The sequence below is a fragment of the Sphingomonas sp. TZW2008 genome (assembly GCF_002117915.1).
In the GTDB taxonomy this organism is placed as follows: domain Bacteria; phylum Pseudomonadota; class Alphaproteobacteria; order Sphingomonadales; family Sphingomonadaceae; genus Sphingomonas.
Genome location: NZ_BDJB01000007.1, coordinates 59,237 through 72,818, shown reverse-complemented (window position 1 = coordinate 72,818; position 13,582 = coordinate 59,237). Strand labels below are relative to the sequence as shown.

At 69.0% G+C, this 13,582-nt stretch carries 14 protein-coding genes; 3 read left to right on the top strand and 11 right to left on the bottom strand.

Annotation, left to right across the window (positions count from 1 at the left end; translation table 11 throughout):
- Positions 1-9: 9 nt before the first annotated feature.
- Both B7L05_RS09075 and B7L05_RS09070 read right to left on the bottom strand, forming a co-directional pair.
- The gene (locus tag B7L05_RS09075; protein WP_085809954.1) at positions 10-1,365 is read right to left on the bottom strand and encodes a cytochrome P450; all 1,356 of its coding nucleotides are present in this window, start codon (positions 1,363-1,365) and stop codon (positions 10-12) included.
- Positions 1,366-1,406: 41 nt separating this feature from the next.
- Positions 1,407-2,201, bottom strand: coding sequence for a glutathione S-transferase family protein (locus tag B7L05_RS09070; RefSeq protein ID WP_085809953.1), 795 nt, complete (start codon positions 2,199-2,201; stop codon positions 1,407-1,409).
- Positions 2,202-2,348: 147 nt separating this feature from the next.
- Here B7L05_RS09070 and B7L05_RS09065 point away from each other — a divergent pair, with 147 nt between their 5' ends.
- Positions 2,349-2,888: a GNAT family N-acetyltransferase gene (locus B7L05_RS09065; protein ID WP_256926673.1), complete on the top strand. Its 540-nt coding sequence runs from the start codon at positions 2,349-2,351 to the stop codon at positions 2,886-2,888.
- On the opposite strand, the gene B7L05_RS09060 is transcribed toward B7L05_RS09065, so the two are convergent.
- From B7L05_RS09060 to B7L05_RS09020, 9 genes are all read right to left on the bottom strand, one after another.
- A complete protein-coding gene (locus B7L05_RS09060) occupies positions 2,885-3,319 on the bottom strand; it encodes a cytochrome c-type biogenesis protein (protein WP_144037208.1) in 435 nt (144 codons plus the stop codon). The two genes, B7L05_RS09065 and B7L05_RS09060, sit on opposite strands and share 4 nt — an antisense overlap.
- On the bottom strand, positions 3,316-3,843 hold the full coding sequence (locus B7L05_RS09055; RefSeq protein WP_085809950.1) for a redoxin family protein: 528 nt from the start codon (positions 3,841-3,843) through the stop codon (positions 3,316-3,318). Before B7L05_RS09055 ends, B7L05_RS09060 begins: the two co-directional genes overlap by 4 nt.
- Before the next feature lie 7 nt (positions 3,844-3,850).
- A complete protein-coding gene (locus B7L05_RS09050) occupies positions 3,851-5,809 on the bottom strand; it encodes a heme lyase CcmF/NrfE family subunit (protein ID WP_085809949.1) in 1,959 nt (652 codons plus the stop codon).
- An 83-nt stretch (positions 5,810-5,892) separates the two neighbouring features.
- On the bottom strand, positions 5,893-7,185 hold the full coding sequence (locus B7L05_RS09045; protein ID WP_085809948.1) for an amidohydrolase family protein: 1,293 nt from the start codon (positions 7,183-7,185) through the stop codon (positions 5,893-5,895).
- On the bottom strand, positions 7,182-8,603 hold the full coding sequence (locus tag B7L05_RS09040; protein ID WP_085809947.1) for an amidohydrolase: 1,422 nt from the start codon (positions 8,601-8,603) through the stop codon (positions 7,182-7,184). Before B7L05_RS09040 ends, B7L05_RS09045 begins: the two co-directional genes overlap by 4 nt.
- Positions 8,604-8,705: 102 nt before the next feature.
- On the bottom strand, positions 8,706-9,269 hold the full coding sequence (gene hslV / locus B7L05_RS09035) for an ATP-dependent protease subunit HslV (protein WP_085809946.1): 564 nt from the start codon (positions 9,267-9,269) through the stop codon (positions 8,706-8,708).
- A gap of 88 nt (positions 9,270-9,357) precedes the next feature.
- Positions 9,358-9,765 (bottom strand): holin family protein, encoded by a 408-nt coding sequence (locus B7L05_RS09030; RefSeq protein ID WP_085809945.1) that lies wholly within the window; start codon positions 9,763-9,765, stop codon positions 9,358-9,360.
- Positions 9,766-9,776: 11 nt separating this feature from the next.
- Positions 9,777-10,313, bottom strand: a complete 537-nt coding sequence (locus B7L05_RS09025) for a glycoside hydrolase family 108 protein (protein WP_085809944.1) — start codon at positions 10,311-10,313, stop codon at positions 9,777-9,779.
- A 91-nt stretch (positions 10,314-10,404) separates the two neighbouring features.
- On the bottom strand, positions 10,405-11,382 hold the full coding sequence (locus B7L05_RS09020) for an NAD-dependent epimerase/dehydratase family protein (protein ID WP_085809943.1): 978 nt from the start codon (positions 11,380-11,382) through the stop codon (positions 10,405-10,407).
- 139 nt (positions 11,383-11,521) lie between these two features.
- Between B7L05_RS09020 and B7L05_RS09015 the strand changes: the two genes are divergently transcribed.
- A complete protein-coding gene (locus B7L05_RS09015) occupies positions 11,522-12,343 on the top strand; it encodes a tryptophan 2,3-dioxygenase (RefSeq protein ID WP_085809942.1) in 822 nt (273 codons plus the stop codon).
- Positions 12,340-13,578 carry a kynureninase gene (gene kynU / locus B7L05_RS09010; protein ID WP_085809941.1) on the top strand — a complete coding sequence of 413 codons (1,239 nt, stop codon included), beginning with the start codon at positions 12,340-12,342 and terminating at the stop codon, positions 13,576-13,578. The genes B7L05_RS09015 and kynU overlap by 4 nt, the downstream gene beginning before the upstream one ends.
- Positions 13,579-13,582: the final 4 nt, after the last annotated feature.

Here is a 13,582-nt window from a genome sequence, read left to right as displayed (position 1 = left end):
CGCCGGGGATCACGCCGCCTGGGCGGCGCGCTCGGGGGTGAACTCGACTTCAAGTCGCCGGACGGCGTGGACGAAGTTGTTGGGAGCGATATCCATGTCGCCGGTCCAGCGGATGTCGGGGAAGCGCGCGAAGATCTGGCGGTAGGCCTCCTCGAGCTGGAGCTGCGCCGTCATCCGTCCGATGCAGATGTGCGGGCCGTGGCCGAAGGCGATGTTCTTCTCGGCATTGGCGCGCGTGATGTCGAACCGATCAGGATCGGTGAACATCTTAGGATCGCGGTTCGCCGCGCCGTAATACATGATCACCTTCTCGCCCGCCGCGATCTTCTGCCCCTCGACCTCGGTATCGGCGGTGGCGGTGCGGCGCATGTAGATGACGGGGGAGACCATGCGGGTGATCTCGTGCACCGCGTTGGTCAGCAGGCTGCCGTCCGCCTGAAGCCGCGCCTTCTCGCCCGGATTTTCGGTGAAAAGCTTCATCGCGCCCGAGATCGAGTTGCGCGTCGTGTCGTTGCCAGCGAAGACGATCAGCAGCCACGCGCCGTCGAGGTAAGGATCGGGCAGCTGATCCCCCTCCACCACCGCATTGGCGATCGCGCTCATCAGGTCGGGCTGCGGATCGGCGCGGCGCTTGGCGATCATGTGCCGACCGTATTCGAACATCTCGGCGACGTTCTTGTTGAACAGTTCGATGAAGGCCGCGATCTGCGGGCTCATCTCGCCGCCGCCGGCGAGCTGCTCGGCCTGCTCGGTGGCGACCTGCTGCGCCATTTCGAGGAAATGGATCCAGCCGATGAAGCGCTCGCGATCCGACGGCGGCACACCGAGCATCTCACACAAGGTGAAGATCGGCAGCCGCTGCGAGAATTTCTCGACGAGGTCGCATTTGCCCAGCGGCGCCATCGTATCGAGCAGCCGCGTCACCTCGCCCGAGACGCGCTCGCGCAGCGTCTTAATGTAGCTGGCGGTAAAATAGGGCATATGCTCGCGCCGCATCTCGCGGTGCGGGCGGCCGTCGAGGTTGATCATCGAATTGGTCGAGGCGGAGAACAGCGTCGGGTGGCGCGTTTCCTGCGGCCCCAGCGCCATCAGGATGCCGCCCGTCTCCGAGCTGAACGTCTTGGGGTCGCCGTTGATCTGCTTGACGCCAGCGAAGCTGGTCGCGGCCCAGAAGCCGACGCCGCCGCGCGGCATCGGGTGCCACATGACGGGCGCCTCCTCGCGCATGCGGGCGAAATCGGCCCACGGCTGGCCTTGCGTGAAGCGCTTGATGTCGATGAGGTCGACGCCGGGCAGCGTTGGATAGACCTGGTCGAAAGTGGGGCCCTCGCGGCCCTCGACGATGTGATCGCTGACGAGATGCATGGTGCGGTCGGCTCCGGTAAAGATCAGGCTTTGGGAAAAAATCAGGCGAGATCGGGGGAGAAGCGGATGTTGCCCTTGGCCAGGCCCTGCGTGACGACGTCGATCCCGCCCGATTTCACCATCCATTCGAGGCGGTGGTCGCGGTATTCGCGCTTGAAGAGGCCCTGGTCGAGCAGCTTGGCGACATCGCCCATCCCGCCCGAGGCGGCGACCGCAGCGGACTCCGCGACGGTATCGCGCACCGAGGGCCGGGCGTTGGCACGGGCGAGCCAGGCGGCAAGCGGCGAGCCTTCGGCGGGCGGCACGCCGTGGCCGGCGGAGCCGTTGACATAGGGCACGACCGACAGATCGCCCCAGCCGAAGCTGTCGCCGTTGAACCATTCGCGGTCCCCCAGCGCACGTTCGAGCCACGCGTGATAGCCGCGGATCTGCGCCGCCGCCTTGCCGGCGAGCGCGTCGCCGAGCGGCCCTTCGGCGCGGCGGAACCAGCGCAATTCGCTGAGCCCCCAATTGACCGCTTCGAGATGGGTGTCGACAACTTCCTCGATCATCCGCACGCGCGCGCGCTCGGCGGGCGTCGCGGGGAGCAGAGGGGGCGTGGGCCACGCATCCTCGATATATTCAAGAATGATCGTCGAATCGAAGATCGCGACGTCGTCGTGAATCAGCGCGGGCACTTCGGCGCGCGGATTGGCGGCGACGAAATCGCCCGCCGCGCCGCCGACGCCGATCCCGCCCGGAATCGCGGTGTCGAACGCGACGCCCTTCTCGCGCAGCGCGATCTTCACCTTCTGCGCATAGGGCGACAGCGGGTGATCCCAAATCGTGACGGCCATCGGCCAGCCCCTCTCCGTAACTTTTGTTCTGGCCGCGACGCTATGCGTGCTCGCCGCAAAATTCCAGAGGCAATCGCTGGTGCTCGGTCGTGAACGGGAGCAGGCTGTAACGTTGGCAGGGCAACAAGGTCGCGGGATAGCATGGCAGTGGCGGAAGTTTTCGATCGGCCCATCATCGAGACGGGACGGCTGCGCCTGCGGCGTCCGAACGATCGCGACGTCTCGGCGATCATCACAGCGGTAGGCGATGCCGAGGTCGCACGGCGGCTGTCGCGGATCCCGCACCCCTACACCCCGGCGGATGCGCGCTTCTTCCTCGACCACGTCGTGCCGGGCGAATGGGTGTGGGCGATCACGCGCGGCGGCGAGGATACGATGATCGGCGCGGTGGGGCTGACGCCCGGCGAGGGCATGGCGGACGGCGAGAGCGCGGAGCTCGGCTATTGGCTGGCGCGCGCGTCCTGGGGCGAGGGGATCGTGACCGAGGCGGCGCGCGCCGTGGTCGCCTACGGCTTCGACACGCTGCGCCTGCCGTATATCCGGTCGGGCTATTTCGCGGACAATCCGGCGTCGGGCGCGGTGCTGCGCAAGCTGGGGTTCGTCGAGACCGGGCGGGGGACGCGGCCGTGCCTGATGCTGGGACGCGACGTGGCGTCGGTCGAGATGCGGCTGGCGGGGCTGGCCTAGCTTGGATCGCCCGGTCGTTTGCGGCGGCGGAAGCTGGCGCCCGCGATCCACGCGCCGATCGCGACCAGAACGAGCGGGGCGAGCCATAGTGGCAGCGTGACCGCGCTCAATGGCGGATCGTAGGTCACGTAATCGCCGTAGCGCGCGATCAGCCAGTCGCGCACCTCGGCAGGGCTTTCACCAGCGGCGACGCGCTGGCGCACCAGGCTGCGCATGTCGCCCGCCATGTCGGCGTCGCTGTCCGCGATCGACTGGCCCTGGCAGACGAGGCAGCGCAGCGTCGCCATCAGCGCGGCGGCCTCGGCCTCCTTGGCCGGATCGCGCAGCTGGACGTTGGCGTAATCGGCCGCGGGGCGCGTCTGCGCGGTGGCAGGCGCGGCGAGCGCGAGGGCCAACGCGAGCCACTGCCAGAGGCGGACGGCGGCGGTCACCGCGCGGCGCGCCACGCGGCGGCGAGTTCGGCGACGTCGTCGTCGCGGATATCGCCGACGTGCTGCTTCACGACGATGCCGCGCCCGTCGATGACGAACGTCTCGGGCACGCCCGACGAGCCGAGCGACAGCTGGACGCGGCTATCGGCATCGTCGCCGATGCGCTGGTACGGGTCGCCATTGCGCGCGAGGAAATCGGCGATCGCGGGGCCGGTATCGCGGATCGCGATCGCGTCGATCGGGACGCCCAGCGCCTTCAGCTTCATCAGCTGCGGCGCCTCCGCGATGCATGGGACGCACCAGCTGGCGAAGATATTGAGCAGGCGCGGCTGGCCGGTCTTGAGATCGGCGAGCGAGAGGCCGGGCTTGCCGGGCGCGATCGGCTTCAGCACGAAATCGGGCACCGGCTTGCCGACCATCGCCGAATAGACGGTGCGATCGGCGGGCTTGCGCAGTTCCAGCGCGGCGAACACCGCGAGCAGCACGAACGCGGCGAGCGGCAGCCAGAGGAGCCAGCGCCTCATAGGCCGCTCACACGCCCCATGCCGCGCGATACGCCTGCGCGTCCGCCGCCTCGGCCGCGCGGCGCTTCTGCCGGCGATCACGCAGCGCGTGACCGACGATCGACAGCGCGCCGCCGAGCGCGATCAGCGCGCCGCCGAACCAGATCAGCGTCACCCACGGCTTCCACCACAGCCGCAGCTGCCAGCGGCCCGCGCCGTCCGCTTGGCCGAGCACGGTGTAGAGCTGGCCATCGAGCGCGGTGAGGATCGCGCTCTCGCTGGTGGTGGTGGTGGGATTGGCGAAGAAGCGCGATTGCGGCGCGAGCAGCGTCGGCGCGGTATCGCCGCGCTGTATCTCGAGCCGCGCCTCTAGCGCGGACCAATTGTCGCCGATCACCGGGCGGATGCCGCGCAGCACGACACGGTACGGGCCGACGAAGGCGGGCTCGCCGATGCCTTTGGCGACCAGGGTCTCCTTCGTGAAAGCGGACGACGCCGCCATGCCGGCAAGGCTGACGGCGATGCCGAGATGCGCGATCACCATGCCGTAGACGAACAAGGGCGTGCGGCGCAGGTTGCGACCGACGAGCGGCGCGACGCTCGCCACCGCCAGCCCGGCGGCGAGTGCGAGGCCGAGCAGCGGCAGCGCGCCGAACCAGCCGGCAAGCGCGAACAGCCCGGCGCCGGCGAACATCGTCGCGGCGATCGGCCAGATCATCCGCTGAAGCAGCGCTTGCCCCGTGTCGCTGCGCCAGCGCAGCAGCGGGCCCGCGGCCATGATCGCGACGAGCGCGAGCGCGATCGGGCCCGCCGCCTTCTCGAAGAACGGCGGGCCGACCGACAGCTGCGTGCCCATCGACGCCGCGACGATCGGATAGAAGGTGCCGATCAGCACGATGCCGAGGATCACCGAGAGGAGGAGGTTGTTGGCGACGAGCGCGCCTTCGCGGCTGACGATCTCGAACGTGGTGCCCGCGCGCACCACGCCGATGCGCGTCGCGAACAGCGTCAGCGCGCCGCCGATGTAGAACGCGAGCAGCACGAGGATGAAGGCGCCGCGCTCGGGATCGACGGCGAAGGCGTGGACGCTCGTCAGGATGCCCGAGCGGACGAGGAAGGTGCCGAGCATCGACATCGAGAAGGCGACGACGGCGAGCATCACCGTCCAGGCGCGCAAGCCATCGCGCGTCGCAAGCACGTTGGCCGAGTGGAGCAGCGCGGTGGCGGCGAGCCACGGCATCAGCGAGGCGTTCTCGACCGGATCCCAGAACCACCAGCCGCCCCAGCCAAGCTCGTAATAGGCCCAGTAGCTGCCGGCGGTGATGCCGAGCGTCAGGAACACCCAGGCGGCGAGGACCCATGGCCGCATCGCGCGCGCAAAGGCGGGGCCGACGTCGCGCGTCACCAGCGCGCCGACCGCGAAGGAGAAGGCGACCGAGAGGCCGACGTAGCCGGCGTAGAGCGTCGGCGGGTGGAAGGCGAGGCCGGGATCCTGCAGCAGCGGGTTCAATCCCTGGCCGTCGGCAGGCGGATCGGCGAGCCGCGCGAACGGGTTCGAGGCGAAGAGCAGAAAGGCGTAGAAGCCGAGCGCGATCGCCGCCTGCGCGCCGAGCGTCGCGGTAAGCGTGCGCTCGGCCACGCGCCGTTCGAGCAGCGCCACCGCGCCGCCGGCGAGGCCGAGGATCGTCACCCACAGCAGCATCGAGCCTTCGTGATTGCCCCACGCGCCGGCGAATTTGTACAGCCAGGGCTTGGCCGAATGGCTGTTGGCGACGACCAGCGCGACCGACATGTCGGAGGCGAGGAAGACGCGGATCAGCGCCGCCATTGCGAGCAGGACGAGCCCGCCCTGCACGATTGCGACCGGGCGGACGGCCATGGCGAGCGCGGTGTCGCCGCGCCGCACCGCGAGGGCGGCGAGCGCGAGCTGCATCGCGGCGAGCGCGGCGGCGAGCCACAGCGCGACGAGGCCCAACTCCGCCGTCATCGCCGCGCCTCGGCACGATCGCGATGTGGCGCGGGATCGATCAGGCGACGCATCGGGTCGGTCGCCATGTCACGCGGGCAGGTTCAGCGCTCATAGGCCTTGGGCAGCGCGCCTTCGGTCGGCACGAGATAGCGGTCGCGCAATGACTTCTGGCGCGAGACCATCGGCTGCGCGCGACCGTCGATCCATACCGCAGTGGGGGCGGAGGACAGTTCGAGCGGATCGCCGTCCCACAGCACGACGTCGGCACGACGACCGGCGCGCAGGCTGCCGATCTCGCCATCCATCCCGAGCGCCGCCGCCGGCCCCGAGGTGATCGCGGCGAGCGCCTGGCCCCAGGCGAGCCCGGTGTGGCCGGGCAGGCGCGCGATCGCGACGAGGTTGCCGGCATATTGCCGCAGATTGTGCTCGCCGCCGTTGTTCCCGGTCGACGCGAGCGCGACCTGCACCCCCGCGGCGCGCATCCGGCCGACGTTCGATTCAGTTGCGCCGAGCGATTCGAACTGCGCAGGGAGATCGGCGAGCGCGGCGGCGATGACGGGAACGCGCGCCGCGGCGATCTCGCGCGCGACCATCCAGCCTTCGGAGACGCCCGTCAGTACCAGCTTGAGCCGCGGATAATCGCGGGGGAGGGCAAGGACGGTCAGGATGTCGCTCGCGCGCTCGACGTGCACGACCAGCGAGACACTGCCGTCGAGCACGCGGAGCAGCGCCTGCGCATCGCCGCGCTTGACCAGCGACATGCGCTCGCGGCCGCCGAAGCCTGCAGGATTCCGGCGATAGTCTTCCGCCTGGGCGAGCGCGTCGCGCAGCATGGCATAGGCCGCCGGGCGGCTGCCGCCGGCGAGGCGCCCGCCCGATTCGCCCAGTTCGACGTATTGAAAGGCGCGCGGGCGGGTGACGGAGTCGGGATCGTCGCCGAGATCGATCACCGCGCCCTGGCCGGCGAAAATCGAGCCCGCCGCCTCGGGCGCGACGAGCGCGCGCGTAACGCCGCCGAGCCGCTCGTTGGCGATCTTCACCTCGGCCGGGTTGATCGCCACCGCGACGTCGATCGCCGCGTTGAACGGTGCATTGCGCGCGCCCGCGTCGTTACTCTCCTCGACGCCCGCCGCGTCACTGATGCCGAGATCGCTGAAGCCCGCGACGAAACCGGGCGAGACCCACTTGCCGCGGCCGTCGATCACCTGCGCGCCCGCGGGCACGGCGACGCCGGGGCCGGCCGCGACGATGCGGCCGTTCTGGAACACGACGGTGCCGTTCTCGATCGGCGCCGAGCCGTCGCCGGTCGCGACGGTGGCACCGGTGATCGCGACGGTCTGCGCGGCCACGGGGCTTGCCAGCATCGTGGCGAGGAGCAGGAACGCGCGCTTCACTTGACGTCTCCCGAGCCGGGCTGGCCGAGTTCGAAATCGCTCACCGGGCGACGCTTGGGCTCGTTGGCGTCGAACAGCAGCGCGCCGTCGATCCACACCTTTTCGGGCCGGGTATAGATGCTGAACGGATCGCCGTTCCACAGCACCACGTCGGCCATCTTGCCGGGCTTGAGGCTGCCGGTGCGGTCAGCGATGCCTAGCGCGGTGGCGGGGCCGAGCGACAACCACTTCCACGCGACCTGCGGCGCGATGTCGATCCCCGCGCGGCGGCCCGAGGCGAGCACCTTGGCGACTTCCTGGTTCAGCCGCTGGATGCCGTTCTCGTCGTCCGAGTGGATCATCGCGCACGCGCCGGCTCGTTCGAGGATCGCAAGGTTCTCGCCGATCCCGTCGTAGCTCTCCATTTTGAAGCCGTACCAGTCGGCCCACACCGCGGCGCAGGTGCCGTTGGCCTTCAGGATGTCGGCGATCTTGTACGCCTCCACCGCGTGGTGGAACGCGGTGACCTTGTAGCCGAATTCCTTCGCCATATCCTCGACGATCGCCATTTCGTCGGCGCGGTAGCAGTGGTTCTGAATCAGGATCTCGCCGGCCAGCACACCGCGCAGCGTGTCCATCGCGATGTCGCGATCGGGCATGTCGCCGCCGTCCGCCTCGTACCGATCCCACTTGCGACGATAGCTCTGCGCCTTGGCCCAGGTCGCGCGATCGACCGCGACGTTGCCCATTCGGGTCGAGGGCTGGCGGCCCTTCGAGCCGTAGACGCGCTTGGGATTCTCGCCGCACGCCATCTTGAGGCCATAGGGCGCGCCAGGGAACTTCATCGCCTGCATCGTGCGCGCGTAGACGTTCTTGAGCACGACCGAACGGCCGCCCATCAGGTTCGCCGAGCCGGGCAGGATCTGCAGCGTCGTGACGCCGCCGTTGGCGAGTGCGCGGCTGAAGCCGGGATCCTGCGGCCACACGCTGTGCTCGGCCCACACATCCGCGGTAATCGGCCCGGTCGCCTCGTTGCCGTCGCTGTGCGCCTGGACGCTGGGGGTAGGATAATCGCCGAGGTGGCTGTGGATATCGACCACGCCGGGCGTCACCCACTTGCCCGTGCCGTCGATCACCTGCGCGTCGGCCGGCGCGTTCACGCTTTGCCCGACCGCGACGATCTTGCCGTCGGCGAACAGCACCTGGCCGTTGTCGATCCGCCCGCCTTCGCCGTCATAGACGGTGACGCCCCGCACCAGCGTCGGCACGCCGGGATAGGCGCGATAGGTGGAAGGGAAGGGATCGCGCGCATAGGGCTGCGGCGGCGCCTTGGCCGAGGCGGATTTGGGACGCGCGTCGCCCTGCGAACAGGCGAGCAGCGAGAGCGCCGCGGCGCCGGTCGCCAGCCAGCGACCGACGGTGGAAATGCGAGGGATCATGGCCGGCGTGATTGGACGTGCGCGCGGCGGATGACAAGCGGTTAGCGGGCGATCGAGATCATGGCCGATCGGTTGGGCGCGCACCGCAGGGAGGACAGGTCCTCACGTCGTGCTGTCGAGCGATTCCACGACCAGCCGATCGTTGGTGTAGACGCACACTTCGGCGGCGATCTTCATCGCCTTGCGGCAGATCGTCTCGGCATCGCCCTCGTAATCGACCAGTGCACGCGCCGCGGCGAGCGCGAAATTGCCGCCCGATCCGATTGCCGCGACCCCCGCCTCGGGCTCGAGCACGTCGCCGTTGCCGGTGAGGATCAGCGTCACGTCCTTGTCGGCGACGATCATCATCGCCTCGAGATTGCGCAAATATTTGTCGGTGCGCCAGTCCTTGGCGAGCTCCACCGCGGCGCGCATCAGCTGGCCCTGGTGGCGTTCGAGCTTCGCCTCGAGCCGCTCGAACAAGGTGAAGGCGTCGGCGGTGGCGCCGGCGAACCCGGCGATCACCTTGCCGTCCGGGCCGAGCGTGCGGACCTTGCGCGCATTGGGTTTCATCACGGTCTGACCCATCGAGACCTGGCCGTCGCCGGCGACGACGACCTTGCCGCCGCGCCGCACAGAGAGGATTGTCGTGCCGTGCCAGACGGGCATGCTGCTATGTTCGCTCATGCCCCGCGATGTAGGACGCGGGCGGGGCGGCGCAACAGCCGCGCCCGTCCACATCGCGACGTCTGCCCCCCCCGCACCGCTGCCGTACCTAGCGTAGCTTCGCCTTGCCCCATTCGCGCGCCACGGTGTAGCCGAGATAGCCGGTGCCGAAGAGCGCGTAGAGCGGTTCGGGGATGCCGGCGAGATAGGCGTTCATGCCGCGCGCGATCGCCTCCGCCGCTGCCGGGCGGACCGCGGCGATCAGCCCCATCGGGATCGACCACAAGAGCAGCACGTACATGACGTAGAGGAAGCTCGGGCGCGCGCGGCTGGTCCACGGGTCGGTGGAACCGGCCTCCGCCAGCACCGCCGCCATCTGCGCCTTGACGCGTTCGAGCTCCTGCGTGCCCTCCAGCCGGACGAGTTCGCGCTTCGCCGCCTCCCGCGCGGCGGGATCTGGGATGATCTTGTCGATCAGCGCGGCGACGGGGCCGATGATCGTATCGAGGATCGCCATGTCCGCTTTCCTCAGCCCAACCGGTTGGCGAGCCAGCCGTAGAGGAACGCCTCGTTCGCCGGGCGGCGCTCGGCAAGCGAGAGATAGCGCTCGCCCTGCAGCGCTTCGATCGCCTTGAGCAGCACGGTTTCGCCGCCCGCGCCGCGGGTAAGCAGGAAGAGATCGAGCGCGGCGAGCGTCTGCGGGCCGACGCGCCCGTCGAGCGATATGTCAGGATAGTCGCGCGCGCCGCGGTTGAGCGCGTTAAGCGCCCGCTGCAGAAACGCGGTGGCGACGGCGGGGCCCATGTTGACCCCGGTGTCGAACAGTTCGGCGGCGGTCAGCGGCGCGCGTTCCGCCACGGCGTCGTAGCGCGGGCGCTGCCAGTAGAGGTGGCGGTAGATCGGCACCGCCGCCTCACGCGCGAAATGCCGCATCTCTCCGACATAGCCGTTGGCGCGCGCGACCGCCTCTGTGATGCCCCAGCGCGTCGCGCCGCCGCGGTCGGCGGTATGGTTGCTGTAGCCGCCCTCGCGATCGATCACCGCGTCGATGAGTTCGTCGATCATATCCCCTCCTGCATCCTGAACAGAACAGGAACATATATTTAGCGCACGATGTAGGACAGCGGCCGATTGATGCGGCGGGGAAGAGGTTGGATCAGTGGGGTGCGTGGTAGCCGCGGAACCACTCGACGAAGCGCGGGATGCCTATCTCGATCGGGATGGTCGGCGCGAAGCCGTGGTCGCGGTGGATGGCGGTGATGTCGGCGTAGGTGGCGGGGACGTCGCCGGGCTGCATCGGTTCGAGTTGACGGATCGCCTTCACCCCGATCGCGTCCTCGAGCACGTCGATCATGCGCAGCAGCTGCTCGGGCTTGTTGTTGCCGATGTTGTAGACGCGGTGCGGCGGGGTGGTGCCGTCGTCGGCCGGCGGCGCATCGGTGACGGCGAGGACGCCGGCAACGATATCGTCGATATAGGTGAAGTCGCGCCGCATGTCGCCGTTGTTGAAGACGCGGATCGGCTCGCCCTTGAGGATCGCGTCGGTGAACAGCCACAGCGCCATGTCGGGCCGTCCCCACGGGCCGTAGACGGTGAAGAAGCGCAAGCCCGTCAGCGGCAGGCGATAGAGGTGGGCATAGACGTTGCCCATCAGCTCGTCGGCCTTCTTGGTCGCGGCGTAGAGCGAGATCGGCGCGTCGACGCGGTCGTCTTCGGCGAACGGCTGCTTGACGTTGCCGCCGTAGACCGAGCTCGACGAGGCGTAGCTCATCGACACGAGGCCATCGAGCCGGCGGGCATATTCGAGCATGTTGACCTGCCCGACGAGGTTCGACTGGACGTAGGCGTGCGGGTTGGTGATCGAGTAGCGTACGCCCGCCTGCGCCGCGAGGTGGACGATGTGCGTAATCGCGTGCGGCGCGAGCGCGGCGGTCAGCGCTGCATTGTCGGCGATGTCGACGTGCGCGAAGGTGAAGTTCGGGTGCGCCAGCGTCGCGAGGCGATCGTGCTTCAGCTGCACGGGATAGTAATCGTTGAGATCGTCGATCCCGACGACGCGCTCGCCGCGATCGAGCAGCCGGCGCGCCACCGCCGCCCCGATGAACCCGGCCGCACCGGTGACGAGATAGGTCATCGCAACTGTCCCCTGTGCCCGGTGCGTGCGTCGCCCTTGCCGCACGCGCGGTCAACTAGCCCGAATGGGTTAAGGCGGCGTGGCGATATTCCGATGCCTGAACGCGAAATTCGCCGCGGATCGCGCTACATGCTCGGCGATGGAACGTCGTGACACAACCGCAACGCCGCAGTCCGGCAGCCCGAGTTATACCAGCTACCTCCGCCTCGACGACCTGCTCGCCTGCCAGACGCCGCTGAGCGACACGCATGACGAGATGCTGTTCATCGTCATCCACCAGGCGTCCGAACTGTGGATGAAACTGTGCCTGCACGAACTCGACGCGGCGCGCGCCGCGATCGCCGACAATCGGCTCGACACCGCGTTCAAGATGATGGCGCGCGTGGCGCGAATCCAGCAGCAGTTGATCGGCAGCTGGGAGATTCTCGCGACGATCACCCCGGCCGATTACTCGGCGATGCGCGGCGCGCTGGGGGCGAGCTCGGGCTTCCAGTCGCACCAGTATCGCGCGATGGAATATCTCTTGGGCAACAAGAATGCGGCGATGATCGCGGTGTTCGGCGACGCGCCGCATCTTCAGGCGGCGCTCGAGGACGCGCTGCACCGCCCGAGCATCTACGACGAAGCGCTGCGCGCGCTCGCGCGGGCGGGGCTGCCGGTGCCGACGGACCGGCTGGAGCGCGATTTCACGCAGCCCTACGCCGCATCGCCCGCGGTCGAGGCGTGCTGGGCGCAGGTCTATGCCGCGCCCGAACGGTGGTGGAACCTCTACGAGCTCGCCGAGAAGCTCGTCGATCTCGAATATCGTTTCCAATTGTGGCGGTTTGGGCATCTGAAAACGGTGGAGCGGGTGATCGGCTTCAAGCGCGGCACCGGCGGCACGGCGGGCGTGCCGTATCTCGCCAAGGTGATCGACCAGGTGTTCTTCCCAGAATTGCTGACGGTGAGGGCGGTATTATGAGCGGCGAACGACACTGGCCGACGCTTGACGACGTTCGCGCGCTCGATGCTGCCGACACTCTAGGGACGTGCCGCGATCGCTTCGCGCTGCCAGACGGCGTGATCTATCTCGACGGCAATTCGCTCGGCGCGCTGCCCAGGGCGAGCGCGGCGCGCATCGCGCAGACGGTGACGCGCGAGTGGGGCGGGGACCTGATCGCGAGCTGGAACAAGCACGGCTGGATCGACGCGCCGGCGCGGCTCGGCGCGCGGATCGCGCCGCTGATCGGGGCGGCGGCGGACGAGGTGATCGTCGCCGATTCGACGTCTGCCAACCTCTTCAAGCTGATCGTCGCGGCGTGCCAGGCGCGGCCCGGCCGATCGATGATCCTGACCGAACCGGGCAATTTCCCGACCGACCTCTACATCGCGCAGGGCGTGGCAACGACGCTGCCGGGGCGGCAGGTAAGCGCCGCCGCCGACATCGTCGCGGCGATCGACGGCGACACCGCGGTCGTCGTGCTGACGCACGTCCATTACAAAACGGGCGCGATGCGTGACATGCACGCGATCACTGCGGCGGCCCACGCGGCGGGCGCGCTGATGCTGTGGGATCTCAGCCACTCGGTCGGGGCGGTCGAGGTCGATCTTGAGGGATGCGGCGCCGATCTGGCGGTCGGGTGCGGCTACAAATATCTCAATGGCGGGCCGGGGGCGCCGGCGTTCCTCTACGTCGCGCGTGCGCTGCACGGCACGCTCGCCTCGCCGATGACGGGGTGGATGGGGCACGCCGCGCCGTTCGACTTCGGTGACGATTACGCGCCGGCCGACGGCATGAAGCGTTTCCTGTGCGGCACGCCGCCGATCATCGGCATGGCGGCGCTCGACGCGGGGCTCGACACGTTCGACAGCGTTGCGATGGCCGATGTGGTGGCGAAAAGCCGCGCCCTGTCCGAGCTGCTGATCGCGGGGATCGACGCGCGCTGCCCGGGCTTGACGATGGCGAGCCCGCGCGACGCGGCGATGCGCGGCAGCCACGTCAGCGTTGCGCACCCCAATGCCTGGGAAATCTGCCAGGCGCTGATCGCGCGCGGCGTGATCGGCGATTTCCGCGCGCCCGACGTGCTGCGGCTCGGGCTGACGCCGCTCTACACGCGGTTCGAGGACGTGTGGCAGGCGGTGGAGATCATCGCCGACGTGCTCGCGCGCGAGACGTGGCGCGATCCCGCCTATGCGGTGCGTGCGGCGGTGACCTGACGCG

Excerpts from the sequence above, each read along its gene's own strand:
- B7L05_RS09075 (WP_085809954.1), bottom strand. The coding sequence starts at position 1,365 with ATGCATCTCGTCAGCGATCACATCGTCGAGGGCCGCGAGGGCCCCACT.
- B7L05_RS09070 (WP_085809953.1), bottom strand. The coding sequence starts at position 2,201 with ATGGCCGTCACGATTTGGGATCACCCGCTGTCGCCCTATGCGCAGAAG.
- B7L05_RS09055 (WP_085809950.1), bottom strand. The coding sequence starts at position 3,843 with ATGAGGCGCTGGCTCCTCTGGCTGCCGCTCGCCGCGTTCGTGCTGCTC.
- B7L05_RS09050 (WP_085809949.1), bottom strand. The coding sequence starts at position 5,809 with ATGACGGCGGAGTTGGGCCTCGTCGCGCTGTGGCTCGCCGCCGCGCTC.
- B7L05_RS09040 (WP_085809947.1), bottom strand. The coding sequence starts at position 8,603 with ATGATCCCTCGCATTTCCACCGTCGGTCGCTGGCTGGCGACCGGCGCC.
- hslV (WP_085809946.1), bottom strand. The coding sequence starts at position 9,269 with ATGAGCGAACATAGCAGCATGCCCGTCTGGCACGGCACGACAATCCTC.
- B7L05_RS09030 (WP_085809945.1), bottom strand. The coding sequence starts at position 9,765 with ATGGCGATCCTCGATACGATCATCGGCCCCGTCGCCGCGCTGATCGAC.
- B7L05_RS09025 (WP_085809944.1), bottom strand. The coding sequence starts at position 10,313 with ATGATCGACGAACTCATCGACGCGGTGATCGATCGCGAGGGCGGCTAC.
- B7L05_RS09020 (WP_085809943.1), bottom strand. The coding sequence starts at position 11,382 with ATGACCTATCTCGTCACCGGTGCGGCCGGGTTCATCGGGGCGGCGGTG.
- B7L05_RS09015 (WP_085809942.1), top strand. The coding sequence starts at position 11,522 with ATGGAACGTCGTGACACAACCGCAACGCCGCAGTCCGGCAGCCCGAGT.
- kynU (WP_085809941.1), top strand. The coding sequence starts at position 12,340 with ATGAGCGGCGAACGACACTGGCCGACGCTTGACGACGTTCGCGCGCTC.